The following is a 22946-nucleotide window of genomic DNA, read 5'->3' on the forward strand; positions in this document are numbered from 1 at the left end:
CGAGCCGGTCCCGCCCCGGCTACCAGCACATGATGGCGGTGTCCCCGGACTGTCCTGCCCATGCGAGCCTGACGCGGACGACGTACCGCCTCCCCCGGAAGAGCTTCGCCGACAGGGTGGAGTTGCGGTCCTCCCCGCTGTCGTCGTCGCCGGCGAGGAAGCGCAGCTCTCCGTCGACCTCCTCGAAGAGCACCAGGGTGGTGTCCGCCGTCCCAAAGGTGGCGATCTGGTGCTTCCGCGACAGGGCGGGGGTGATCTCGAAGTCCGCCTGCTGCCCCGGGACCAGGGTCAGGGGCGTGGACCGGAACGGCTCGAGCGTCGGGAGCACGTGCGGCAGGACCGGGTAGAACTTCCGCACCCAGTCCTGGTCCTTGGCCGACAGGCCGCCCGGAGGGCTGATGCCCGGCTGGTAGCGGGCGGGCTCCTTGATGAGGCCTCCGGGGAAGGAGTACTGCATCACCGAGTCGGGGTCCCAGGTCGAGCCCTCCACCTCGTCCTGGCCCAGTTTGCGCAGGACGTTGTGGTGCGTGGTCTCCGGGGACCAGTGGTTCGGTGCCCCGGCGAAGAACGCGTAGACCTTCGCCTCGTCCCAGACGATCCCGGCGAACGGGTTCTGGTGCTCGTGGGGCAGGCCCATCGTGTGGCCGATCTCGTGCAGCGCCGTGGTGCGCCCGTACTCGTCGGTCAGGTCCCAGCCGAAGTTCATGGTCGCGTCCTGGGTGCCGATCGTCAGGACGTCCCTGCCCAGATAGGACCACGACCCGTCGGCCTGGTCGAAGGAGATCCGGACCTCGGCCTCCCCCGGCTCGTCCACCTCCTGGAATCCGAGGCCGATCTCCAGGTCCTTCCACTCCCGGAACGCGCTGCGCACCGCCTGGCGCTGCGGCTCGGGGCCCCCTCGGAACGCGTAGCGGAGCACGGTACCGTTGACCCACTTCTGGGCCATCACCCGGACGAGGCGCTGTCTGATGCCCACCAGCCCCTCCGGGAGGGGACGCACGATGCGTGGCTTGGCAGCACAGTAGGGACGAACTGAGGAATTCATCGTTCTCGGCTTCTGGACAAGCGCCTGTCGTGTGATCGCGACTCCCGCACGTCCCGTTCGGGGTGGCAGGAGGACCCCCGGCAATCGTTCTCCAACGCTTTTTTGCGGCGTACGGAGAATACCGGCGGAGTGATGTGCATCGACATAATCACGGGTGGGTCGCACGTCAAAGCAGACGGACGTTCCCGTGCTGCGGCTGTGACCATGTGACGCCGAGATGAAGATTTCCGGTGCACGGGTTCGTGCCCTGGTCAGAGCGTGTTTCGGTGTGCTGACGGGAATACCAGGGAATTTCCGCGACCGCTGATTGTTGTCGGGCGAATTCTTTCCCGTCACACGGGGCCCGATATCGGGCAGCCGTTCCGTGCCCGCACGGCATTTGCTGTACTGACCTCGGGGATCGAACCTGCCGAAGGGGCGTGGACAGCATGGAACGGTATGCCGACCTGGTGCTGGAGGGCGGGGGCGTCAAGGGCATCGCCCTGGTCGGGGCCATCGAGGTCCTCGAGGAGCACGGCTACCGCTTCAAACGGGTCGCCGGGACCTCCGCCGGAGCGATCGTCGGGGCCCTGGTCGCCGCCGGCGCCCCGGCGGCGAAGCTGGTGGACATCATCGGCTCCGTCCAGTACCCGGACTTCCGCGACGGCTCCCGCCTCACGCGCTACACCGCGGGCCAGGCCGCCGGGATCCTGGCCCGCAACGGCATCTACCTCGGCGAGCACCTCCGGTCCTGGCTGCAGTCCCAGCTCGACGAGTACGGGGTGCGGACCTTCGCCGACCTGCCCTACACCGACGAGGAACGGCCCCCCGCCCCGGAGCGGTCCTACCGGCTGGTGGTCACCGCCTCGGACATCAGCAGGGGCCGGCTGCGCTACCTGCCCTGGGACTACGACGACTTCGGCCGTGACCGGAGCGCCCAGCACGTGGTCGAGGCGGTCCGGGCCTCGATGTCCATCCCTTTCTTCTACCGGCCCGTCCGCTGGGACACCGCCGACGGGAAGAAGGCCTGGCTGGTCGACGGCGGCATGCTCTCCAACTTCCCGATCGCCGCCTTCGACGCCCCGCCGGGCACCGTTCCGCGGTGGCCCACGCTGGGCATCAAGCTCTCGGCCCATCCGGACGCGGTCCAGGGCAAGGGGTACCCGATCAAGGGGCCGGTGAGCATGAGCCGGGCGATGCTCAAGACCATGACCGGCTTCTACGACCAGATGCACATCGAGTCCCCCGACGCCCAGGCCCGCACGATCTTCGTCGACACCGGCACCATCCGCGCCACCGACTTCAACCTCACCGACGAGGACCGGGACTTCCTCTACCGCAGCGGCCGGGCGGCCGCCGAGAAGTTCCTCGACGGCTCGCCCACCCGACCGCCGTGGGATTTCGACGCCTACATCGCCGCCCATCGCTGAGGCGTGCCCGGGCCTGCCGATCCGGTCGAGCCGGAGTGCCGGCCCCGTCCCGCCCGCCGGCCGGAAGCCCGGGCTCACCGGGCCGGCGGTGGGACTCGTTCATGCGGAGGACCGGGAGGCGGTGACGCCGTCCGCGGCGTCCTCCGCCGCGACCTGGGCGTACGACGCCGAGACCCGGCGGTAGACCGGGGTCAGGAAGGCCAGCAGCGCGGCGGCGATCATGACGATGCCGGCCACCAGGAACACCAGGGCGATGCCGCGCGAGGTGCCCTCGCCGAGCAGCGGGGCCAGCTGGGCGCCGCCCTCCGCGGACCGCGCGTACGGGATGATCCAGAACTGGGCGATCGGTGCGATGAGGAACGCGGTGACCGGCGCCGCCGCGGACTCGAACGCCATGGCGAAGCCGAAGACACGGCCCTGCCGCTCCAGCGGCACGACCCGCTGGATGACCGTCTGTTCCGCCGCCTCCACGAAGGGGAAGAGCGCCATGTAGAGCCAGATGCCCAGGACGTACAGCCAGGCCCACTCCCGTACGGTGAACACCGCGCCGAGCACGCCCATCGCCATCACCGCGAACAACATGGTGCGCAGCGGATTGGACCCCAGCCCGAACTTGCCGATCAGCGCCCCGCCCACGATGAAGCCGGTGGCGCCGAGCGCGAAGACCGCGCCCCAGATCTCCACGGGAAACATCTCCAGACCGTACGGGTCCATCAAGGCCATGTAGACGCCGCCGATGAAGTTGTTGAACGTCGAGAACAGGATCAGCGCGAACAGCCCGGACACGGCCAGCACGGCGGCGAACGCCCCCCGCAGGTCGAAGCTGCCGTGGGCGTCCGTGGCCGCGGCGCGCACCTCCTCGGGCATGCGCAGCGTCAACAGGTGCCCGAAGGCCGCGGCCGTGAGCGCCACGGCGACCACGACCGTCCAGCCCATGCCCAGCAGTCCGACCGACAGCCCGGAGAGCACCGAGGTCACGATGAACATCAGGCCCTGCACCATGCCCACCAGGCCGTTGGCGTTGGCGCGCCGATCCGGCTCGATGAGGATCGTGACCGTGGTGGACAGGGCGATGTTGCGCATGTTCTCGACCACCGCCCCGATCAGGACGACCAGGGCGAAGACCCAGATCCACGGGCGGGTCAGGTCCGCCATCGAGGCCGCCGGGGCGAGGAGGAACAGGACGCCCGCCAGCACGAACATCACCAGGGTGAAGGCTGCGGCGAAGCGCATCACGGCGAGCTTGCGGTAGCGGTCCACGAAGGTGCCGAAGCTGATGCTGGAGAGCGCGATGAGCAGCATGTACGCGCCGCCGACCACCCCGGTGGCGATGACGTTGCGCGTCTCCAGATACACCCAGAACGTCAGGGCGAACCAGAGGTAGCTGGTCGTGATGTTGGCGAGGGCGGTGTTCACCAGGATCCCGGCGAAGGTGCGAGACCGCTGCGCCGGGCTGCGCACCGAGGTGTCCACGGCCTCGGGATCGATCAGCCCCGGTGATGCCCCGGCTTCATCGATCGGAGCGGACGTGTCGGTCGCGTCCGCGGGAAGTGCCGCACGGCCTGCGGGTGCCGAGGCGGCCCGGGACCGGCCCGGTTCCTGCTCGTTCATGCGGCTCAGTCTAGTGACGGGCGCGGACAGGCTAACGGCTCGGAGCCGACGACAGAACACCGCCGTGACCGCCCGGCGACCCGCCACTCCCGGGTCCGGCCGAGCCCGCCGCACCGGACGATCCCCGCCGGACAACCCCGCCGTTCCGAGGCCGACGAGCCCGCGCCTCGTGCTGAGGACGCACGAGGATTCCCGCTCGCGCCTGGGCGCGCCGTCATCCGGGGGCAACGGGTTGACCCCCGGATCCCGTGGCGAAAAACTGGGCACCACGGATGTCGTCGGAGCACACCGAAGGACCACGTCATGGGCATCATCCAGGTCGACCTCTTCCTCACCCTCGACGGCGTCTACCAGGCGCCGGGCGGGCCCGACGAGGACCGTGCGGGCGGCTTCGATCTCGGCGGCTGGCAGGGGGCGTACTTCGACGACGAATCGGGCGCGACGATCGGCGCCGGGATCGAGCGCATCGACGCGCTGCTGCTCGGTCGCCGGACCTACGACATCTTCGCCGGCTACTGGCCGGACCACGGCGACGCCGACCCGATCGCCGCGACGTTCAACACGGTGCCGAAGTTCGTCGTGTCCCGCACGCTGACCGACCCGTCGTGGGAGGGCACCACGGTGCTGACGGAGGTCGCCGCCGAGGTGCGCGCCCTCAAGGACCGGTTCGGCGAGATCCACGTCATCGGCAGCGGCGACCTCGTGCGGACGCTGCTGAGGGAAGACCTCGTCGACCGGCTGAACCTGCTCCTCTATCCGCTGGTGCTGGGCTCGGGCAAGCGCGTCTTCGGCGACGGCACCGTCCCGGCCGCCTTCACCCTGGCGCAGCCGCCGCGGGCGTTCCCGAAGGGAGCGGTCTCACTCGTCTACGAGCGGGCCGGCGACCCGGTCACCGGCGTGGACGTCTCCCAGCCGACGCGGTGAACGACTCCGTGACGCCCTGATCTCCGCATCCCTCTCACCGGCAACCGGGTCTCCGGGTGACCGGTGCCGCCGCCGCGTCGATCACGTGGAGGAAGACATCCAGAGGGATCCGCTATAATGCGGCCGTCCGAACCCGCGAAGAAGGGCCTGGGATGGACGAGCTGGAGGCACCGCGGTACCGGGTGCCGTTGCGGCTGCAGGGTGTGGAAGGCAGGATCGCGACCTTCGTGGTGCCGTCGGAGTTCGCAGAGCACATTGCCTCGGCCACGCCGGCGAAGAACGCCTGGACCCGCGATTTCAACACCGGTCTCGTCGGCGGGGTCCGCATCGATCGATCCACCACGCCGCCGACGGTGGTCAGCTACCTCACCCGGCCCTTGAAGCAGATCGACGTTGCCGGCGAAGGATGGGTGGCGCTGCTCCGGCGTGACACGCGGCCCCGGGCCAAGAGGCCCTACCAGTTGGTCTCCGTGACCCGCAGCATCGGTCCGGGCAAGGCCAAGAGCTCGGACGGCGGTCCGGCGCCGGTTCCGGTCCACACTGCCCCGCCCATGGCCCTGGACGACCGGATCTGATGTCCTGGCCTCACGGGCGCACCACCCAGGAGACCCGGTGGAGGGGGGACGGCGATGCCGAACGAGGAGGTCTTCGTACCCTACGGCCCCACTCACTGGGCCGCTCTGGGCATCTGCGTCCTCGGGGCTGTGCTCGTGGTGATGCTGGGCCGCCGCCTTCGGGATTCCCCGGCCGAGGTGGTGTTCTCGCGGGCCTTCGCCGCGGTGCTGACCACGTACACGGTGACGATGCTCGTCTACCGATCGGTGCCGGACAATTTCGACGTCCACATCTCTCTGCCGGTCCACCTCTCGGACCTCGCGTGGATGGTCGCTGTCATCGCCCTGTGGACACGGGCCCGCTGGGCGACGGCGCTCACCTACTACTGGGGACTGACTCTCAACCCGCAGGCCATCCTCACCCCGGCACTCGACTCGCCGGACTTCCCCCACATCGACTTCATCGACCTCTGGGTCCAGCACATCCTGGTCCTCTGGGCCACCCTGTACCTGATCTGGGGACGCGTCGGCCGCGTCGACTGGGGCAGCTACCGCCTGGCCATGGTCGTCACCGTCATGTGGGCCATGGCTGCCTTCGCACTCAACAGCTGGCTGGGGACCAACTACGGCTTCCTCAACGGCAAGCCGGACAACCCCTCGATCCTCGACCTGCTCGGACCCTGGCCGTGGTACCTGCTGGTCGAGTTCCTCATCATCGCCGTGGCCTGGGCGCTCATCACCTGGCCCTGGACGATCCGGCGACAGAGCACCGCCGACCCCCGGGTCGGCGCGGCAGGCTGAGGCAGCACGGCACCACGGGATCGAGTCATGCCTGTCGACGACGGCGGTCCGGCCCACCTCGGGAAGGTGGACCGGACCGCCGTCGTCGTCCTCATGGTTCAGGCCGGGATCAGAAATCCCAGTCCTCGTCCTCCGTGTTCACGGCCTTGCCGATCACGTAGGAGGAGCCCGAGCCGGAGAAGAAGTCGTGGTTCTCGTCGGCGTTCGGGGACAGCGCGGACAGGATGGCCGCCGAGACGTCGGTCATCTCCTTCGGGAACAGCGCCTCGAAGCCCAGGTTGTTCAGGGCCTTGTTGGCGTTGTAGTGCAGGAACTTCTTGACGTCCTCGGTCCACCCGACACCGTCGTAGAGGGACTCGGTGTAGCGCACCTCGTTCTCGTAGAGCTCCTCGAGCAACTCGTAGGTGTAGAGCTTCAGCTCGTCCTGACGCTCCTGGGACTCCAGGGCCATGGCGCGCTGGAACTTGTAGCCGATGTAGTAGCCGTGCACGGCCTCGTCACGGATGATGAGGCGCACCAGGTCGGCCGTGTTCGTCAGCTTGGCCCGGGAGGACCAGTACATGGGCAGGTAGAACCCGGAGTAGAAGAGGAAGGACTCGAGCAGGGTCGAGGCCACCTTCTTCTTCAGCGGGTCGTCGCCCTTGTAGTACTTGATGATGATGTCGGCCTTCTTCTGCAGGTACGGGTTCTCCCGTGACCAGCGGAAGACGTCGTCGATCTCCTTCATGGAGGACAGCGTCGAGAAGATGGAGGAGTAGGACTTCGCGTGCACCGACTCCATGAACGCGATGTTGGTGTACACCGCCTCCTCATGCAGGGTGACGGCGTCCGGGATCAGGGAGACGGCGCCCACGGTGCCCTGGATGGTGTCCAGCAGCGTCAGACCGGTGAACACCCGCATGGTGAGCTGCTGCTCCTCCGCGGTGAGGGTCTTCCACGAGGGGACGTCGTTGGAGATCGGCACCTTCTCGGGCAGCCAGAAGTTCGCGGTCAGCCGGTCCCAGACCTCGTCGTCCTTGGGGTCCTCGATCCGGTTCCAGTTGATGGCCTGGGCCTGGTGGTGGAGCAGCTGCACCTTGTCGATGCTCTCGCTCTTCTCCAGAGTCATGATCTGTCTCTTCCTCGAACGGGGTGGACCCCCGCGCGCGTCCTGCGGACGCGCGCGGGGAGTTGTGGGGTGGTCGCCGGGGCTCCGGCGGTCAGAGCATGCAGGAGACGCAGCCCTCGACCTCGGTGCCCTCCAGCGCCAGCTGGCGGATGCGGGAGTAGTACATCGTCTTGATGCCCTTGCGCCACGCGTAGATCTGCGCCCGGTTGATGTCCCGGGTGGTGGCCGTGTCCTTGAAGAACAGGGTCAGCGACAGGCCCTGGTCCACGTGCTGGGTGGCCGCGGCGTAGGTGTCGATGATCTTCTCGTAGCCGATCTCGTACGCGTCCTGGAAGTACTCCAGATTCTCGTTGTTCATGAAGGGCGCCGGGTAGTACACGCGGCCCAGCTTGCCCTCCTTCCGGATCTCGATCTTCGAGGCGATCGGGTGGATCGAGGACGTCGAGTTGTTGATGTAGGAGATCGACCCGGTCGGCGGCACGGCCTGCAGGTTCTGGTTGTACATGCCGTGCTCCATGACCGAGGCCTTGAGCTGCTCCCAGTCCGCCCGGGTGGGGATGTGCACGCCCGCCTCGGCGAACAGCTCCCGCACCCGCCCGGTGGCCGGGACCCAGTCACGGTCGGTGTACTTGGTGAAGTACTCCCCCGACGCGTACTGGGACCGCTCGAAGCCGGCGAACACCGCCTTGCGCTCCTTCGCGATCTCGTTCGACGCGCGGACCGCGTGGTACGTGACCGTGTAGAAGTAGATGTTCGTGAAGTCGAGGCCCTCCTCGGAGCCGTAGTGGATGTGCTCCTTGGCGAGGTAGCCGTGCAGGTTCATCTGCCCGAGGCCCACGGCGTGGGACATCTGGTTGCCGCGCTCGATCGAGGGCACCGAGGTGATGTCGGACATGTCCGACACCGCGGTGAGCCCGCGGATCGCGGTCTCCACGGACTGCCCGAAGTCCGGGGACTCCATGGTCAGCGCGATGTTGAGGGAGCCGAGGTTGCAGGAGATGTCCTTGCCGACCTCGTCGTAGTTCAGGTCCTCGTGGTACGTGGACGGCTCGGAGACCTGGAGGATCTCGGAGCAGAGGTTGGACATGATGATCTTGCCGTCGATCGGGTTGGCCCGGTTCACCGTGTCCTCGAACATGACGTACGGGTAGCCGGACTCGAACTGGACCTCGGCGAGGGTCTGGAAGAACTCGCGGGCGTTGATCTTCTTCTTGGTGATCCGGCCGTCCGCGACCATCTCGTGGTACTTCTCGGACACGTTGACGTCGGAGAACGGCATGCCGTAGACCCGCTCCACGTCGTACGGGGAGAACAGGTACATGTCCTGGTTCTTCTTGGCCAGCTCGAACGTGATGTCCGGGATGACCACGCCCAGGGAGAGGGTCTTGATCCGGATCTTCTCGTCCGCGTTCTCCCGCTTGGTGTCCAGGAAGCTGTAGATGTCCGGGTGGTGGGCGTGCAGGTACACCGCGCCCGCGCCCTGGCGGGCGCCCAGCTGGTTGGCGTAGGAGAAGGAGTCCTCCAGCAGCTTCATGATGGGGATGATGCCCGAGGACTGGTTCTCGATCTTCTTGATCGGGGCCCCGGCCTCGCGGACGTTGGTCAGCGCGAACGCCACGCCGCCGCCGCGCTTGGACAGCTGCAGGGCGGAGTTGATCGACCGCCCGATGGACTCCATGTTGTCCTCGATGCGGAGCAGGAAGCAGGAGACGAGCTCGCCGCGCTGCTGCTTGCCCGCGTTGAGGAACGTGGGGGTCGCCGGCTGGAAGCGCCCGGAGATGATTTCGTCGACCAGCTGCGTGGCGAGCAGCTCGTTGCCGTCGGCGAGGTAGAGGGAGACCATGACCACACGGTCCTCGAAGCGCTCGAGGTAGCGCTGGCCGTCGAAGGTCTTCAGCGTGTAGGACGTGTAGAACTTGAACGCGCCCAGGAAGGTCTCGAAGCGGAACTTCTGGGAGTACGCGCGCTTGGAGAGCTCCTTGATGAACTCCATGCTGTACTTCGCCAGGACCTCGGGCTCGTAGTACTGGTGCGAGACCAGGTAGTCGAGCTTCTCCTCGAGGTCGTGGAAGAAGACGGTGTTGTTGTTCACGTGCTGCAGGAAGTACTGCCGGGCGGCCTGCCGGTCGGCGTCGAACTGGATGTGGCCGTCGGCGTCGTAGAGGTTCAGCAGGGCGTTGAGCTCGTGGTAGCCCAGGCCCCGGTACTTCTCGGGGACGCGCGTGTCCTCGTGGCCGGGCTCGACGCTCACGCCCGGAGCTGCGGAAATTGTCGCCAAAACTGTTCCAATCCTTGATTTACCTGGTGGACATCCTCGGGGGTGCCCATGAGTTCGAACTTGTAGAGGACGGGGACGCCGCACTTGGTCGCGATCTTGTCCGCGGCCAGGCAGAACGCCGACCCGAAGTTGGTGTTGCCCGCGCCGATGACGCCGCGCAGGAACCGCCGGTTGGTCTCCTTGTTGAGGAACTTCACGACCTGCGGCGGGACGGCCCCGCTGCCGTTGGGCCGCCCGTACGTCGGGGCGGCCAGCACGAAGGGCTCGGTGATCTCGGGGGGCTCCTCCCCGGTCAGAAGAGGAAGGCGCAGCACGCGGGCGTCGAGCTTCTCGACGAAGCGGTGCGTGTTGTTGGAGACCGAGGAGAAGTAGACCACCAGTGGGGCGTGGCTGTCCGGTGCCGCGGCGGTGTCGCCGTGGTCCTGCTGAGCGGTCCCGGGACGGGTGCCGGGGTGGTGCGTGCTCATTGCTTCCGCGCTCCGAAATGGGGTCGGTGGTGGATGGACCGGGGCGCCGCGGGGAAGCGGGCGGCGCTCCGGCCTCAGGCCGAGAGGAGGACGGCCAGGGAGGTGATCTTGTCCGGGCGGTAGCCGGACCAGTGCTCGGTCGCCGTCTCGACGACCGGGACCTGCTGGTAGCCGAGGGCCAGGACGTGGGCCAGGGCGGCCTCGTCCTCGGTGACGTCGACGACGTTGTACTCGATGCCCTTCTTGGTCAGGGCCCGGTAGGTGGCATTGCACTGGACGCAGGCCGGCTTGCTGTACACGGTCACGGACATCGCTGTTTCCCCTTGGTCGATCGGGTGGTTTGTGGGGGAGATCCGGGACTTCCGCAGGGTCTGCGGCGGTGTAGGGGTCTCTCCGGGTGGCTGATTTCAATACTACATCTAGTGCCAGGAAGGGGAAGCGACCCCTAGATGCAGTGGTGAGGGTTGTCCACAGCTCCTCTCTCGCTATCCCCAGAACCACCGCCGGCCATCCACAGGCGGCCTCCGCGGGGGGTCGCGGAATCCCGCCGCCGGGGTCCCGTTGTGCACAGGCTGTGCGCACCGCGGGACCCCCGGCCGGTGGACAGGATTAATTTTCGGACACGGCGTGTCGGGTCCGGCGGCGGGGCCGGCGCAGCCCGACCGCCGCGGCCGCGAGGCGGGCCCGCAGACCCCGGTAGGGCGGGTAGACGACCCGCAGCGTGTCGGGGGCGAGCGGCTTGTCCAGGACCGCGCGCGCGTGGGAGAACGTGGTGAACGAGAACTTCCCGTGGTAGGCGCCGGTGCCGCTCTCACCCACGCCGCCGAACGGCAGCTGGGGGCTGGTCAGGTGCAGCAGCGGGGCGTTGAAGGACAGTCCACCGGAGGACGTGCGCCGGCGGAACAGCTCCTTCACCGAGCGCTCCTCGGAGAACACGTAGAGGGCCAGCGGCTTGTCCCCGGCGGTGATCAGCTCGACGGCGTGCTCCGCGGAGGCGACCGGGACCAGGGGCAGGACGGGACCGAAGAGCTCCTCGGCCATGAGCGGGCCGTCCGGGGCGGAGCGCACCACCGTGGGCGCGAGGTAGCGCTCCCCCGGCTCGGCGGTCCCGCCGCAGACGACGTCGTGGGCGGGGACCTGCTCCAGGAGCCCCACCAGCCGGTCGAGGTGGCGCGCGGTGACGATCCGCCCGTAGGAGTCGCTGCGGGACGGGTCCTCGCCGTAGTGCTCCTCCACGGCCCGCAGGAGCTCCGGTTCGAGGGCGGCGAGCGTCTCCGGGGTGCCGAGCACGTGGTCCGGGGCCACGCAGGTCTGGCCGGCGTTGAGGAACTTCCCCCACACGATCCGCCGGGCGGCGGTGCGCAGGTCGGTCGAGCCGTCCACCCAGACCGGGGACTTCCCGCCCAGCTCGAGGGTCACCGGGGTCAGGTGCCGGGCCGCGGCGGCCATCACGATCCGGGCCACCGTCCCGTTGCCGGTGTAGAAGACGTGGTCGAAGCGGTGCTCGAGCAGCCGCGTGGTCTCCGGCACGCCGCCCTCGACCACGCGCACGCAGTCCCCCAGGTAGCGCTCGAGCAGCTCGGCCAGCACCCCGGAGACGGTCGCGGAGACCTCGGAGGGCTTGACGACGACGGTGTTGCCGGCGGCGAGCGCTCCCGCCAGGGGGCTCAGGACGAGCTGGACGGGATAGTTCCACGGCGCCATCACGAGCACGGTCCCGAGCGGCTGGTGCTCCACGCGGGAGCGGGCCGGGGCGAGGCTCAGCGGGACGGGGACGCGGGCCGGGGTCACCCAGCGGCCGAGCTCCTTGCGGATGCCGGCGATCTCCTCGAGGGTGAAGCCGAGCTCGGTCAGCCACGCCTCCGCCGGGGGCTTGCCGAGGTCGGTGGACAGCGCCTCCTCGAGCACCGTCCGGTTCTCCCGCACGAGGTCCTCGAGCCGGTGCAGCCGGTCCAGCCGGGTCGCGAGGTCGACGTCGGGCACGAAGGCCGCCCGGGCACCGGCGACGGCGGCGTCCACGGCCGGGAAGTCCGCCGAAGTGTCCGCCGGGACGTCTGCCGAGTCGTCTGCCGGTGCGGGGGCGGGGAGGGTGCTGCGGGTGCTGGTCATGGGTCCAGGGTAGGGCCCGGCTCGGACGCCGCAGCCCGCCGGTCAGAGCAGGCCGTGCTCCGCGAGCTGCCGCGAGATCGAGGCGCCGTCGTTGCCCTCGATCCACAGCGTGCCCTCGGGGATGGTGACCCGCCGCTCCTCGTTGACCAGCGGGGTGCCGGCCAGCACGGCCTCCGCCGGGGACAGGTTGCGGATCACGATGGCGGCCACGTGCTCGGGATAGCGGTGCACGAAGCCGCTGTAGATCTCGGGGTCGTGCTGGCCGTCGTCGCCGATGAGGATCCAGCGCACGTGCGGGAAATTGCGGGCCAGCCGCTCGAGGTTCTGCACCTTGTGCGCGGCCCCGGCCCGGAACCACCGGTCCGTGGTGGGTCCCCAGTCGGTGAGCAGCAGGGCCCCGGCCGGGTAGGCGTTGCGCGTGAGGAAGCGGCGCAGGGTCGGCGCCACGTTCCACGCCCCCGTGGAGAGGTAGAGGAACGGCGCCTCGTGGTGGCGGTGCAGCAGCCGGTCCATCATGACCGCCATCCCGGGGGTGGGCGTGCGGGCGTGCTCGTTGAGCACGAACGAGTTCCAGGCGGCCAGCATGGGCCGGGGCAGGGCCGTGACCATGACGGTGTCGTCGATGTCGGAGACCACCCCGATGCGCTGCTCGTCGGCCACGACGAACACGCGGGACTCGACCGTCTCGGAGCCCTCCGTCTGCATCCACACGGTGTGCTCGCCGGGGGCCAGGGACACCTGCAGGTCGACGTCGACCACCCCGCCCTTGTCGGCCACCAGGTGGAACTCGAACTCGTCGATCCAGATGTTGACGTGGGCGAAGGCGATGGGCACGGAGGTGAACGAGCGCCAGCCGCGGATGGACTCGGCGCTCTCGTCGGTGGACTCGATCAGCCCCCGGGTCTTCAGCAGGGCCCGGCCCAGGACCCGCACGTGGTGCTCGGAGCCGTAGCCCTCGAAGGCCACCATGACCGGGATGTCCCCGCGGGCCTCGGCGCGCCGCTGCCGGAACCGGTGGAGCCGCTGCTCGAGGCGGTAGCCCACGTTGATGGCTTCCTCGGCGACCTGGTCGACGGTCTGCTTGAGCTCCGAGCTGCTGGATTTCTTGGCCATGCGCCCAGTCTTCCACAGGGCACACCGCGGACACGGCGGCGCCCGCGGGGCGGGCCGCGCCGGAGGTCCGGTGCGGCCCGCCCCGCGGGCGGTCGGGGTCCGCGGACTAGTTCTTGATGTAGCCGTTGGGGTTGAGCACGTACTTGGTGGCCGCCCCGGCGTCGAACTCGGCGTAGCCCTGCGGCGCCTCCTCCAGCGGGATGGCCTTGGCGTTGACGGCCTTGGCGATCTGGATCTTGTCGTGCAGGATCGCCATCATCAGCTGCCGGTTGTACTTCATCACCGGGCACTGCCCCGTGGTGAAGGACAGCGACTTCGCCCATCCCGTGCCGAGGCTGATCGACAGGGACCCCTTCTTCGCGGCCTCGTCCACGGCTCCGGGATCCCCGGTGACGTACAGGCCCGGAATGCCCAGCGCCCCGCCGGCGGCGGTGATGTCCATCAGGGAGTTGAGCACGGTGGCCGGGGCCTCGTGGGAGGCGTCCTTGCCGTGCCCACGGGCCTCGAAGCCGACGGCGTCCACGCCGCAGTCGACCTCCGGGACACCCAGGATCTGCTCGATCTGCTCGGCGGGCGAGCCCTTCGAGACGTCGACGGTCTCGCAGCCGAAGCTGCGGGCCTGGGCCAGCCGCTGCTCGTTCATGTCGCCCACGATCACCACCGCGGCTCCCAGCAGGTGCGCCGAGGCCGCCGCGGCCAGGCCCACCGGTCCGGCACCGGCGATGTAGACGGTCGAGCCCACGCCCACCCCGGCCGTCACCACGCCGTGGTAGCCGGTGGGCAGGATGTCGGAGAGCATGGTCAGGTCCATGATCTTCTCCAGGGCCTGGTCCCGGTCCGGGAACTTCAGCAGGTTCCAGTCCGCGTAGGGCACCAGCACGTACTCGGCCTGACCGCCGACCCAGCCGCCCATGTCCACGTAGCCGTAGGCGGAGCCCGGCCGGTCCGGGTTGACGTTGAGGCAGATGCCGGTCTTGCGCTCCTTGCAGTTGCGGCACCGGCCGCAGGAGATGTTGAACGGGACGGAGACGATGTCCCCGACCTTGATGAACTCGACGTCCGGCCCGCACTCGATGACCTCGCCCGTGATCTCGTGACCGAGGACCAGGTCCGTGGGGGCCGTGGTGCGCCCGCGCACCATGTGCTGGTCCGAGCCGCAGATGTTGGTGGCCACGGTCCGGAGGATGACCCCGTGCGGGACCTTCCGGCCGATGTTGGCCGGGTTGATCCCCGGCGCGTCCTTGAGATCGAACTCCGGGTACTCGGTGTCGATGACCTCGACCTTGCCGGGACCCTTGTAGGCGACCGCTCTGTTCCCTGCCATCATGACCTCTTCCGTGGTGGATGTCCGTCACGGGCGTCCACGGTGGGTCTCCACCGTCGACGCCCTTGTCCCCGACGGAACTCCCCACGCTGTGGCCTCGAGCTCGCTGTGACCCGGGTCACGGAGGACGGCCGCCGGTGGTGCTGACGGTAACAGGACGCGTCAACGAACGGAAGGGAAGGAAGCTGAGAAAACGCGAAAGAGCCCGCCCCGCGTGATGCGGAACGGGCTCTTTCATCCTGGTGGAGCTGAGGGGACTCGAACCCCTGACCCTTTGCATGCCATGCAAATGCGCTACCAGCTGCGCCACAGCCCCAGGTCGTTACCTCGGAGACATTATCACAACCTTCACGGGCTCCTTTTCAGTCACCCTTTTCCGGTTGTTCCAGCGCCTCGCTGGGCAACGCATTCATAGTAGACAGCCGATCAGGCTCCAGGCAAATCGTCGGTGGCGGGGGCCGCGGCGGTCCGGCCGGAGAGCGGTCCGAGGTCCACCACGGGGCTGTCCCGCCACAGCCGCTCGAGGGCGTAGAACGCCCGGTCCTCGTCGTGCTGCACGTGGATCACGACGTCGCCGTAGTCCAGGAGCACCCAGCGCCCCTCGGAGCGGCCCTCGCGGCGGATCGGGCGCAGCTCGAGGCGCTCGACGAGCTTCTCCTCGATCTCGTCGACCACGGCGTTGACGAGCCGCTCGTTGGAGGCGGAGGCGACGAGGAAGGCGTCGGTGATGCCCAGGGCCTCGCTGACGTCGAGGGCCACGATGTCGTGGGCCTGCTTGGCGTCCGCCGCGGCGGCCGCGACCTGGAGGATGGAGAGGGAGAGATCGTTGACAGTCAAGGAGGATCCTTTCCCGGCGAACCGGAGGTCCCGTCCCGTGGGGACGGTTGGAGTGGACGAGTCGTGCAGGTACGGGTGGTGCGGGAACGGTCGGTGCGGTGGAGCCGGCGGGGTGCTCAGAGCACGAACAGCACGAGCACGACGGCGAGGGCCGCGAGCACCGCCAGCAGCAGGAACCACCAGGCGCCGTTCGTGCGGCGGCGGTACTCCCGGGGCTCCAGCAGCTCGAGCCCCTCGGCGGTGCTGGCCGGCACGGGGGCGGCCGGCGGATCGTCCTCGGCCGCGGGCCACGACGCCGCGGGCCCGGACGGAACGGCCCCCGGCGGAGCCGGTGGGTCCTCCGCGTGCCCGTGCTCCTCGTGGTCACCGGCCGCGGCGGGCGCGACCGGTGTGGAGCCGTGGTGCTCGGGATCCGTGGGCGCGACGATCTCGATGTGCGTGAGCGCCGCCAGGTCCTCCGGGGCGAGCCGGTTGCTGAACAGGGCCGGGTCGACGTGCACCGGGTCGTGGGACACGTGCTCGTCCGGCCCGTCCGGGCCGCCGCCGGGGAACACGACGGTGATCTGCTCGAGCGGCTCCTGCGGGTCCTCCGGCACCGCCGGAGGACGCGGGGCCGCAGCGGGCTGCCCCGGGCCGGGCGGTGCGGAGCCGGGCGCCGGGGCCTCCGGAGCCGCCACCGGCTCCCGGACCGCGGTGTCAGCGCCCGGGTCGGCCTGCGCGGCGCCGGCCTGGGCGGCGAGCTCCGCGAACCGGCGCTGCTTCTCGAGCAGCTCGGGGTCCGCCGGGCCGGCGCCGGCCTCCTCGAGCTCGCGGGCGCGCTCGGCCAGCTCGCGCTGCAAACGGGCCAGCCGCCGCGGCCCGAGAGGCTTGACGGGGCGGACCGGCACGCCGTCCCCCCCGAGGTCGATGATGGGCGCCGGTCCGGAGGGCGGCGGCGCCGGGGCGCGGTCGGGGTCCGGTGCGGCGCCGTCCCGCACGTCGTCCTCGCCGGCCATCAGGGTGCCTTAGCCGAGACGCCGCGGGCGCCGACGTGGTCCGTCGTCGTCCCGTCCTCGGGTCCGAGGTAGAGGCCGTACTTGTTGATGTACTGCACCACGCCGTCGGGCACGAGGTACCAGACGGGCTTGTGCTCGGCCACGCGGGCGCGGCAGTCCGTGGAGGAGATCGCCATCGCGGGCACCTCGAGCAGGTTCACGCCGCTGGAGCCCACGGGCGCGGCCAGGTCGTGGCCCGGCCGGGTGACGCCGACGAAGTGCGCGAGCTGCCAGAGCTCCTCGGCGCCCTTCCACGTCAGGATCTCCGCCATGACGTCCGCGCCCGTGATGAAGAACAGGTCCGCCTCCGGGCGCTGCCGCTTCAGGTCCCGCAGGGTGTCGACCGTGAACGTGGGGCCGTCGCGCTCGATGTCCACCCGGCTCACCGTGAACCGCGGGTTGGAGGCCGTGGCGATCACCGTCATGAGGTAGCGGTGCTCCGCGGGGCTCACCGCCCCTGCGGCCTTCTGCCAGGGGTGCCCGGTCGGGACGAACACGACCTCGTCGAGGTCGAACTCCCCCGCCACCTCGGACGCGGCCACGAGGTGGCCGTGGTGGATGGGGTCGAACGTCCCGCCCATGACGCCGAGCCGGGTGCGGCCCGGCATCCGGGGCGGGACGGCCGTGCCCGTCAGGGGCAGGTCCCGGGTCCGGGCGGCGGTGTCCTGCGGAGCGGTCGTCACGACGGTGGGGTTCGCCGGCTCAGCCGTGGCGCTTGGCCGCGTACTCGTCGAGCATGGCTCGCTCGTCCGCGGGCAGGTCGGCGGGGTCCTGGTGCTGGCCGACCTCCGGGCTGAGGCCCCGGTTCGCGAAGGAGAGCGTCACCACCATGAGGCCGATCAGCACGACGAACACGGAGGCGCCCCAGACCCACGGGGGAACTCCGGCCTCGGCGGCGGCGTGCCCGCCCTCGGCTGCTGCGAGGACGGTGGTGACGGTCTGCTGGAACATGGGGATCCCTTCTGTCGCCGACGTGGCGGCGGGTGGTCGGTGGACGGCCCTGCCGCCTCGGCCGGCTGGCCCGGACGGCTCTCATCGTACTGAATCCGCGGCGGGCCCGCCGCGTCCGGGGCTCAGGCGCGGACGTGCCCGTCGCCCTGGACGATCCACTTCGTGGTGGTCAGCTCCTCCAGGCCCATGGGTCCGCGCGCGTGCATCTTCTGGGTGGAGATGCCGATCTCGGCGCCGAGGCCCAGCTGGCCCCCGTCGGTGAACCGGGTGGAGGCGTTGACCATGACCGCGGCGGCGTCGATTTCGGCGACGAACCGCTCGGCGGAGGCGAGGTCGTTGGTCACGATCGCCTCGGTGTGCCGGGTGGACCACCGGTCGATGTGCTGGAGCGCCTCGCCCAGGGAGTCCACCACCTTCACGGCCAGGTCCATGGACAGGTACTCGGTGCCCCAGTCCTCGTCGGTGGCGCGCAGGTGGTGGCTGCCGGCCGGCAGCAGGGCCTCGGCCCGCTCGTCCACGTGCAGCGTGACGCCGGCCCGGTCGAGGGCCGCGAGCACCGCGGCCCCGTGCTCGAAGCCGCGGTGCAGCAGGAGGGTCTCCGTGGTGTTGCACGTGCTCGTGCGGTGGGTCTTGGAGTTGACGACCACGTCCACGGCCATCTTCTTCGACGCCGAGTGGTCGACGAAGAGGTGGACGTTGCCCTCGCCGGTCTCGATGACGGGGACCTTGGCGTTCTGGACGACGGACTGGATCAGACCGTGCCCGCCGCGCGGGATGAGGACGTCGACTTTACCGCGGGCCGCCATGAGCGCGTTCGCGCCCTCGCGGCCGTACTCGTCGACGCTCTGGACGCAGTCCACGGGCAGCTTCACGTCGGCCAGGGAGTCCCGGATGATGCCCACGAGGGCCCGGTTGGACTCCTCCGCGGCCGAGCCGCCGCGCAGCAGCACCGCATTGCCGGACTTCAGGGCGATCCCGGCGATGTCCACGGTCACGTTGGGGCGGGCCTCGTAGATGGCGCCGACCACGCCCATCGGCACGCGCACCTGGCGCATCCGCAGGCCGTTGGGCAGGGTGCTGCCGCGGACGAACCCGCCCACGGGGTCGGGCAGCGCGGCGAGCTCGCGCAGGCTCTCGGCCAGGCCGGTGATCCGCTCGGCGTCCAGCTTGAGCCGGTCCAGGAGGGCGGTGGAGGTCCCGTTCACGCGGCCGCGCTCGAGGTCCTTGGCGTTCGCGGCGAGCACCACGTCCTGCTTGCGCTCGATGCGGTCGGCGATGGCGAGCAGCGCCCGGTCCTTCCAGGCCCGGGTGGCGCGGCCCAGGACGCGGGCGGAGTCCCGGGCGTCGTCGGCCATCGCGGCGACGCCGGCGACGGGGTCCTCCCCGAAGGTGGCGATGACGCCGGTGTCGGTCACGACCGCCTTGCCGGTCGTGCGGGTGGCTTCGTCGGTGGTCACGGAATCGTGTGCGGCGGAAGTCATTTCTTCAGTTTAGTCCGTGCGCCGCGGGCGCGCAGGACCACGAGGTTGTCCACGTGCACGAGCTCCCGGCTGTAGTCGTCCCCGAGCTCCTCCGCCAGCACGGAGGTGGACTTGCCGAGCATCGGCGGGATCTCGTCCGAGGAGTAGTTGCTGAGCCCGTGGGCGATCTCCTTGCCCTCCTCGTCCCGCAGCGAGACGGGCTCCCCCGCCTCGAAGGTCCCGGACACGCCGGTGACCCCGGCAGCCAGCAGCGAGTTGCGGTCGCGGATCGCCTCGACGGCGCCCGGGTCCAGGGTCAGGGAGCCCTTGATGTCCGCGAGGTGGGCCAGCCACAGCAGCCGGACGTTGCGCCGCCCGCCGGAGGTCGCGAACCAGGTGCCGACGTCCTCGCCGTCCAGGGCGCGGGTGATGTTCTGGGCCGAGGTGACGAGCGCGGGGATGCCCGAGGCCGCGGCGATCCGGGCCGCCTGGACCTTGGTGACCATGCCGCCGGAGCCGACGCCGGCGCGGCCGACCGACCCGATCTGCACGCCCTCGAGGTCCTTGATGGGGTCGTTCACCACCGGGATCCGCTCCCCGCCCTTGCGGGGGTCCATGGTGTAGAGGGCGTCGACGTCGGAGAGCAGCAGCAGGACGTCGGCCTTGATCAGGTGGGCGATCAGGGCGGCGATCCGGTCGTTGTCGCCGAACTTGATCTCCTGGCTGGACACGGCGTCGTTCTCGTTGACGATGGGCAGCACCCCGAAGTCCAGGAGCCGTTCGATCTGGCGGTGGGTGTTCTTGTAGTGGCTGCGCCGCATCAGGTCCTCGGCGGTGACCAGCACCTGGCCCACCGTGACGCCGTAGCGGGCGAAGGACTCGATGTAGCGGCCCATGAGCAGGCCCTGGCCCACGGCCGCGGCCGCCTGCTTGCCGGCCAGGTTCTTCGGCCGCCGGGACAGCCCCAGGGGCGCCAGACCGGCCGTGATGGCGCCCGAGGACACGAACACGAGCTCGATGCCGCGGGCCTTCGTCTCGCCGAGGGCGTCCACGATCATCCGCACGGCCTGCTCGTCGATCGAGCTCTCGATGGACGTCAGCGAGGACGAGCCGACCTTGACCACCACGCGGTGGGCGCGCGGGATGTCCTCGCGGCGCTCGATGGGGCTGCGCCGGTTCTTGCCGCGGTTCTCGCTGCTGAGCTGGACCGCGGACTTCTCCGCGACCTCCTCGAGCTGCTCGACGTCGATCTCGTTCGTCTGCTCGTTCATCCTGGGCGTCTCCCTCGTCCGGTGGGCGTCGTCGGTGTGTCGGTCAGTCGGTGTGTCGGGTCGGTCGGTGTGTCGGGTCGGTCGTCGGGTGGTGGCCTGGGGGCTCCCGGCACGTGCGGCCGCGGTCCGCCCCGCGGGCGGGCTCAGTCGTCGGTGCCGGCCGGGGCCTCGCCGCGCCGGGCGTCGACCGACTCGGTCCACACCCCGGCGGAGCGCTCGGCCTCGAGCTCGGCGCGGGCGGCGGCCTTGGCGTCCTTGCGGTCCTGGTACTGCTGGCGCTTCTGCTCGCGGGTGGGACGGTCGATGTCCGCGAAGCGCAGGTCGGTGCCGCGGGGCCCGGCCAGCAGCTCGGCGCCGCCGACCATCGTGGGCTCCCAGTCGAAGACCACGCCGTCGTCCTCGGGACCGATGAGCACGGCGTCGCCGGGCCGGGCGCCCTGCTTGAACAGCTCCGTCTCAACACCGAGCTTCGCGAGCCGGTCGGCGAGGTAGCCGACGGCCTCCTCGTTGTTGAAGTCGGTCTGCAGGATCCACCGGTCGGGCTTGTCGCCGCGCACGTGCCACAGCGGCTCGAGGTTGCGCTCCTCCCGGGTGATGGTGAACTCCGGCCCGCGCACCCCCTTGGGGCGCAGCACGACCCGCGGGGCCTCCGTCGGGGCGGGGCGGGCCGCACGGGCCTCCTGCACGACCTCGCCCATGGCGAAGGTCAGCGCCCGCAGCCCCTCGTGGGAGGCGGTGGAGATCTCGAACACGCGGTAGCCGCGGGACTCGAGCTCGGGTCGCACGAACTCGGCGAGCTCCCGGGCCTCGAGGACGTCGATCTTGTTCAGCACCACGAGCCGGGGCCGGTCGTTGAGCGGCACCGCCTGGCCGCCGTCGAGGTCGCCGTCGACGGCGTAGCCGGCGAGCTCCGCCTCGATCGTCTCGAGGTCGGAGACCGGGTCCCGCCCGGGCTCGAGGGTCGCGCAGTCGAGGACGTGCACGAGCGCGGCGCAGCGCTCGACGTGGCGGAGGAACTCCAGCCCCAGGCCCTTGCCCTCGGAGGCGCCGGGGATCAGGCCCGGGACGTCCGCCACGGTGTAGCGCACGTCCCCGGCCTCCACCACGCCGAGGTTCGGGACGAGCGTGGTGAACGGGTAGTCGGCGATCTTGGGGCGGGCGGCGCTGATCGCGGCGATCAGGCTGGACTTGCCGGCGGAGGGGTAGCCGACCAGGGCGATGTCGGCGATGGACTTCAGCTCCAGGACCACGTCCCGGGCCGAGCCCGGCGTGCCGAGGAGCGCGAAGCCGGGGGCCTTGCGCTTGACCGAGGCCAGCGCGGCGTTACCCAGCCCGCCCTGCCCGCCGGGGGCGGCCACGAACTCGGAGCCCTGGCCCACGAGGTCGGCCAGGACGTTGCCGTCCTGGTCCTTGACCACGGTGCCGTCGGGGACGGACAGGACGAGGTCCTCGCCCTTGTGCCCGTGGCGGAGGTCGCCCTTGCCGGGTCCGCCGTTGGGGGCGGACTGGTGCGGGGCGTGGTGGTAGTTCAGCAGCGTGGTGGTCTGGCCGTCCACGCGCAGCACCACGCTGCCGCCGTCCCCCCCGTTGCCGCCGTCCGGACCGCCGAGCGGCTTGAACTTCTCGCGGCGGATGGACACGCAGCCGTGCCCGCCGGAGCCGCCGGAGACGTGCAGGACGACGCGGTCGACGAAACTGGCCACGGGGAACTCCTCTGGTTCAAGAACGGACGGGCCACGTTAAGACTGTAGAGGGCGGGCGCTGGACGCACCCACCCTCTACAGACCAAACATGGGTGGTGCGGGTCGTGACCCGCACCGGGGCCGGCAGCGCCGGCCCTGTGGACTACTCTGCGGCAGCCTGGATGTTGACGACCTTGCGGCCCCGGCGGGTGCCGAACTCGACCTGACCGGCGGCCAGGGCGAACAGGGTGTCGTCGCCACCGCGGCCGACGTTGAGGCCGGGGTGGAAGTGCGTGCCGCGCTGCCGGACGAGGATCTCGCCGGCGTTGACGGTCTGGCCGCCGAAGCGCTTCACGCCGAGGTACTGCGCGTTGGAGTCGCGACCGTTGCGAGTGGAGCTCGCGCCCTTCTTGTGTGCCATGAGGTGTGCCTACCTTCGGGTCTTTACTGGCTGGTGGAGTCTGGACGGGGACCGGGCCGGTCAGGCGTCGATGCCGGTCACCTTCACGGTGGTCAGCTCGGCACGGAAGCCCTGGCGCTTCTTGTAGCCGGTCTTGTTCTTGAACTTCTGGATGGAGATCTTGGGACCGCGGAGGTTCTCGACGATCTCGGCCGTGACCTTGACGCTCGCCAGGGTCTGGGCATCCGAGGTGATCTTGTCCCCGTCGACCAGCAGCAGGGCAGGGAGCTCGATGGTGCTGCCTGCTCCGCCGGCGACGCGGTCAAGGGTAACGAGGTCTCCGACGGAAACCTTTTCCTGGCGGCCGCCAGCGCGGACAATCGCGTACACCACTTGGGAACTCACTTCTCTCGACGTCATGTGTAAACAGTGTGGGTCGAGCGCATACCTGTCAGGACCAACGACGTTGAGACGAGCTGACGGTGACCGGCCCGTGGGACTAGGCCGAGGTCAGCGCAGGTTCGCCGCAATTCAGGAACTGCACCCGCATGTGCCGCCAGGTGGGGTG

The 22946-nt window shown here is 69.9% G+C and carries 22 protein-coding genes and 1 tRNA gene; 4 read left to right on the top strand and 19 right to left on the bottom strand.

Annotated elements, in window-relative coordinates; all coding sequences use genetic code 11:
- Positions 1 to 19 precede the first annotated feature (19 nt).
- A complete protein-coding gene (locus ACZ2G1_RS04185; RefSeq protein WP_470377511.1) occupies positions 20 to 976 on the bottom strand; it encodes a M12 family metallopeptidase in 957 nt (318 codons plus the stop codon).
- A gap of 497 nt (positions 977 to 1473) precedes the next feature.
- Between ACZ2G1_RS04185 and ACZ2G1_RS04190 the strand changes: the two genes are divergently transcribed.
- Positions 1474 to 2454 (top strand): patatin-like phospholipase family protein, encoded by a 981-nt coding sequence (locus tag ACZ2G1_RS04190; RefSeq protein WP_470377512.1) that lies wholly within the window; start codon positions 1474 to 1476, stop codon positions 2452 to 2454.
- 99 nt (positions 2455 to 2553) lie between these two features.
- Here ACZ2G1_RS04190 and ACZ2G1_RS04195 read toward each other — a convergent pair whose 3' ends face one another.
- Entirely contained in the window at positions 2554 to 4065 is a 1512-nt protein-coding gene (locus ACZ2G1_RS04195; RefSeq protein ID WP_470377513.1) for an MFS transporter, read from the bottom strand.
- Between the two features lie 303 nt (positions 4066 to 4368).
- On the opposite strand from ACZ2G1_RS04195, the gene ACZ2G1_RS04200 reads away from it, so the two are divergent.
- The 3 genes from ACZ2G1_RS04200 (at position 4369) to ACZ2G1_RS04210 (ending at position 6344) form a co-directional block, all read left to right on the top strand.
- Entirely contained in the window at positions 4369 to 4989 is a 621-nt protein-coding gene (locus ACZ2G1_RS04200) for a dihydrofolate reductase family protein (protein WP_017834617.1), read from the top strand.
- Between the two features lie 152 nt (positions 4990 to 5141).
- Entirely contained in the window at positions 5142 to 5564 is a 423-nt protein-coding gene (locus ACZ2G1_RS04205; RefSeq protein WP_017834616.1) for a hypothetical protein, read from the top strand.
- Positions 5565 to 5618: 54 nt separating this feature from the next.
- Positions 5619 to 6344, top strand: a complete 726-nt coding sequence (locus ACZ2G1_RS04210; RefSeq protein WP_109148721.1) for a YwaF family protein — start codon at positions 5619 to 5621, stop codon at positions 6342 to 6344.
- 109 nt (positions 6345 to 6453) lie between these two features.
- On the opposite strand, the gene nrdF is transcribed toward ACZ2G1_RS04210, so the two are convergent.
- The 17 genes from nrdF to rplU form a co-directional block, all read right to left on the bottom strand.
- Positions 6454 to 7452 (bottom strand): class 1b ribonucleoside-diphosphate reductase subunit beta, encoded by a 999-nt coding sequence (gene nrdF, locus ACZ2G1_RS04215; protein WP_017834614.1) that lies wholly within the window; start codon positions 7450 to 7452, stop codon positions 6454 to 6456.
- A gap of 91 nt (positions 7453 to 7543) precedes the next feature.
- The gene (gene nrdE, locus ACZ2G1_RS04220; protein WP_035929990.1) at positions 7544 to 9703 is read right to left on the bottom strand and encodes a class 1b ribonucleoside-diphosphate reductase subunit alpha; all 2160 of its coding nucleotides are present in this window, start codon (positions 9701 to 9703) and stop codon (positions 7544 to 7546) included.
- A complete protein-coding gene (gene nrdI / locus ACZ2G1_RS04225) occupies positions 9700 to 10197 on the bottom strand; it encodes a class Ib ribonucleoside-diphosphate reductase assembly flavoprotein NrdI (protein WP_109222434.1) in 498 nt (165 codons plus the stop codon). Before nrdI ends, nrdE begins: the two co-directional genes overlap by 4 nt.
- 74 nt (positions 10198 to 10271) lie before the next feature.
- Positions 10272 to 10508 carry a glutaredoxin-like protein NrdH gene (gene nrdH / locus ACZ2G1_RS04230; RefSeq protein ID WP_017834611.1) on the bottom strand — a complete coding sequence of 79 codons (237 nt, stop codon included), beginning with the start codon at positions 10506 to 10508 and terminating at the stop codon, positions 10272 to 10274.
- Positions 10509 to 10806: 298 nt separating this feature from the next.
- Entirely contained in the window at positions 10807 to 12306 is a 1500-nt protein-coding gene (locus ACZ2G1_RS04235; RefSeq protein ID WP_470377514.1) for an aldehyde dehydrogenase family protein, read from the bottom strand.
- 42 nt (positions 12307 to 12348) lie between these two features.
- Positions 12349 to 13419: an App1 family protein gene (locus tag ACZ2G1_RS04240; RefSeq protein WP_017834609.1), complete on the bottom strand. Its 1071-nt coding sequence runs from the start codon at positions 13417 to 13419 to the stop codon at positions 12349 to 12351.
- Positions 13420 to 13525: 106 nt separating this feature from the next.
- Positions 13526 to 14743: a formaldehyde dehydrogenase, glutathione-independent gene (gene fdhA, locus ACZ2G1_RS04245; RefSeq protein ID WP_031283632.1), complete on the bottom strand. Its 1218-nt coding sequence runs from the start codon at positions 14741 to 14743 to the stop codon at positions 13526 to 13528.
- A gap of 240 nt (positions 14744 to 14983) precedes the next feature.
- Positions 14984 to 15059 (bottom strand) — tRNA-Ala (locus ACZ2G1_RS04250).
- 110 nt (positions 15060 to 15169) lie between these two features.
- Positions 15170 to 15580, bottom strand: coding sequence for a ribosome silencing factor (rsfS, locus tag ACZ2G1_RS04255; RefSeq protein ID WP_017834607.1), 411 nt, complete (start codon positions 15578 to 15580; stop codon positions 15170 to 15172).
- Positions 15581 to 15696: 116 nt separating this feature from the next.
- Positions 15697 to 16575: a hypothetical protein gene (locus tag ACZ2G1_RS04260; RefSeq protein WP_031283631.1), complete on the bottom strand. Its 879-nt coding sequence runs from the start codon at positions 16573 to 16575 to the stop codon at positions 15697 to 15699.
- Complete coding sequence (gene nadD, locus ACZ2G1_RS04265) at positions 16575 to 17297, bottom strand: nicotinate-nucleotide adenylyltransferase (RefSeq protein ID WP_419720428.1); 723 nt, start codon at positions 17295 to 17297, stop codon at positions 16575 to 16577. The genes ACZ2G1_RS04260 and nadD overlap by 1 nt, the downstream gene beginning before the upstream one ends.
- 19 nt (positions 17298 to 17316) lie before the next feature.
- A complete protein-coding gene (locus ACZ2G1_RS04270; RefSeq protein WP_017834605.1) occupies positions 17317 to 17565 on the bottom strand; it encodes a hypothetical protein in 249 nt (82 codons plus the stop codon).
- Between the two features lie 122 nt (positions 17566 to 17687).
- Positions 17688 to 19046, bottom strand: coding sequence for a glutamate-5-semialdehyde dehydrogenase (locus tag ACZ2G1_RS04275; protein ID WP_336649794.1), 1359 nt, complete (start codon positions 19044 to 19046; stop codon positions 17688 to 17690).
- Complete coding sequence (proB, locus tag ACZ2G1_RS04280) at positions 19043 to 20296, bottom strand: glutamate 5-kinase (RefSeq protein WP_017834603.1); 1254 nt, start codon at positions 20294 to 20296, stop codon at positions 19043 to 19045. Before proB ends, ACZ2G1_RS04275 begins: the two co-directional genes overlap by 4 nt.
- A 143-nt stretch (positions 20297 to 20439) precedes the next feature.
- Positions 20440 to 21999: a GTPase ObgE gene (gene obgE / locus ACZ2G1_RS04285; protein WP_470377515.1), complete on the bottom strand. Its 1560-nt coding sequence runs from the start codon at positions 21997 to 21999 to the stop codon at positions 20440 to 20442.
- A gap of 142 nt (positions 22000 to 22141) precedes the next feature.
- Complete coding sequence (rpmA, locus tag ACZ2G1_RS04290) at positions 22142 to 22399, bottom strand: 50S ribosomal protein L27 (RefSeq protein WP_017834601.1); 258 nt, start codon at positions 22397 to 22399, stop codon at positions 22142 to 22144.
- A gap of 60 nt (positions 22400 to 22459) precedes the next feature.
- Entirely contained in the window at positions 22460 to 22771 is a 312-nt protein-coding gene (gene rplU, locus ACZ2G1_RS04295; protein WP_017834600.1) for a 50S ribosomal protein L21, read from the bottom strand.
- Between the last annotated feature and the right edge of the window lie 175 nt (positions 22772 to 22946).

It is taken from the genome of Kocuria sp. KKT182 (genome assembly GCF_055635395.1).

Excerpts from the sequence above, each read along its gene's own strand:
- ACZ2G1_RS04190 (WP_470377512.1), top strand. The coding sequence starts at position 1,474 with ATGGAACGGTATGCCGACCTGGTGCTGGAGGGCGGGGGCGTCAAGGGC.
- ACZ2G1_RS04195 (WP_470377513.1), bottom strand. The coding sequence starts at position 4,065 with ATGAACGAGCAGGAACCGGGCCGGTCCCGGGCCGCCTCGGCACCCGCA.
- ACZ2G1_RS04200 (WP_017834617.1), top strand. The coding sequence starts at position 4,369 with ATGGGCATCATCCAGGTCGACCTCTTCCTCACCCTCGACGGCGTCTAC.
- ACZ2G1_RS04205 (WP_017834616.1), top strand. The coding sequence starts at position 5,142 with ATGGACGAGCTGGAGGCACCGCGGTACCGGGTGCCGTTGCGGCTGCAG.
- ACZ2G1_RS04210 (WP_109148721.1), top strand. The coding sequence starts at position 5,619 with ATGCCGAACGAGGAGGTCTTCGTACCCTACGGCCCCACTCACTGGGCC.
- nrdF (WP_017834614.1), bottom strand. The coding sequence starts at position 7,452 with ATGACTCTGGAGAAGAGCGAGAGCATCGACAAGGTGCAGCTGCTCCAC.
- nrdI (WP_109222434.1), bottom strand. The coding sequence starts at position 10,197 with ATGAGCACGCACCACCCCGGCACCCGTCCCGGGACCGCTCAGCAGGAC.
- nrdH (WP_017834611.1), bottom strand. The coding sequence starts at position 10,508 with ATGTCCGTGACCGTGTACAGCAAGCCGGCCTGCGTCCAGTGCAATGCC.
- ACZ2G1_RS04235 (WP_470377514.1), bottom strand. The coding sequence starts at position 12,306 with ATGACCAGCACCCGCAGCACCCTCCCCGCCCCCGCACCGGCAGACGAC.
- ACZ2G1_RS04240 (WP_017834609.1), bottom strand. The coding sequence starts at position 13,419 with ATGGCCAAGAAATCCAGCAGCTCGGAGCTCAAGCAGACCGTCGACCAG.
- fdhA (WP_031283632.1), bottom strand. The coding sequence starts at position 14,743 with ATGGCAGGGAACAGAGCGGTCGCCTACAAGGGTCCCGGCAAGGTCGAG.
- ACZ2G1_RS04260 (WP_031283631.1), bottom strand. The coding sequence starts at position 16,575 with ATGGCCGGCGAGGACGACGTGCGGGACGGCGCCGCACCGGACCCCGAC.
- ACZ2G1_RS04270 (WP_017834605.1), bottom strand. The coding sequence starts at position 17,565 with ATGTTCCAGCAGACCGTCACCACCGTCCTCGCAGCAGCCGAGGGCGGG.
- ACZ2G1_RS04275 (WP_336649794.1), bottom strand. The coding sequence starts at position 19,046 with ATGACTTCCGCCGCACACGATTCCGTGACCACCGACGAAGCCACCCGC.
- proB (WP_017834603.1), bottom strand. The coding sequence starts at position 20,296 with ATGAACGAGCAGACGAACGAGATCGACGTCGAGCAGCTCGAGGAGGTC.
- rpmA (WP_017834601.1), bottom strand. The coding sequence starts at position 22,399 with ATGGCACACAAGAAGGGCGCGAGCTCCACTCGCAACGGTCGCGACTCC.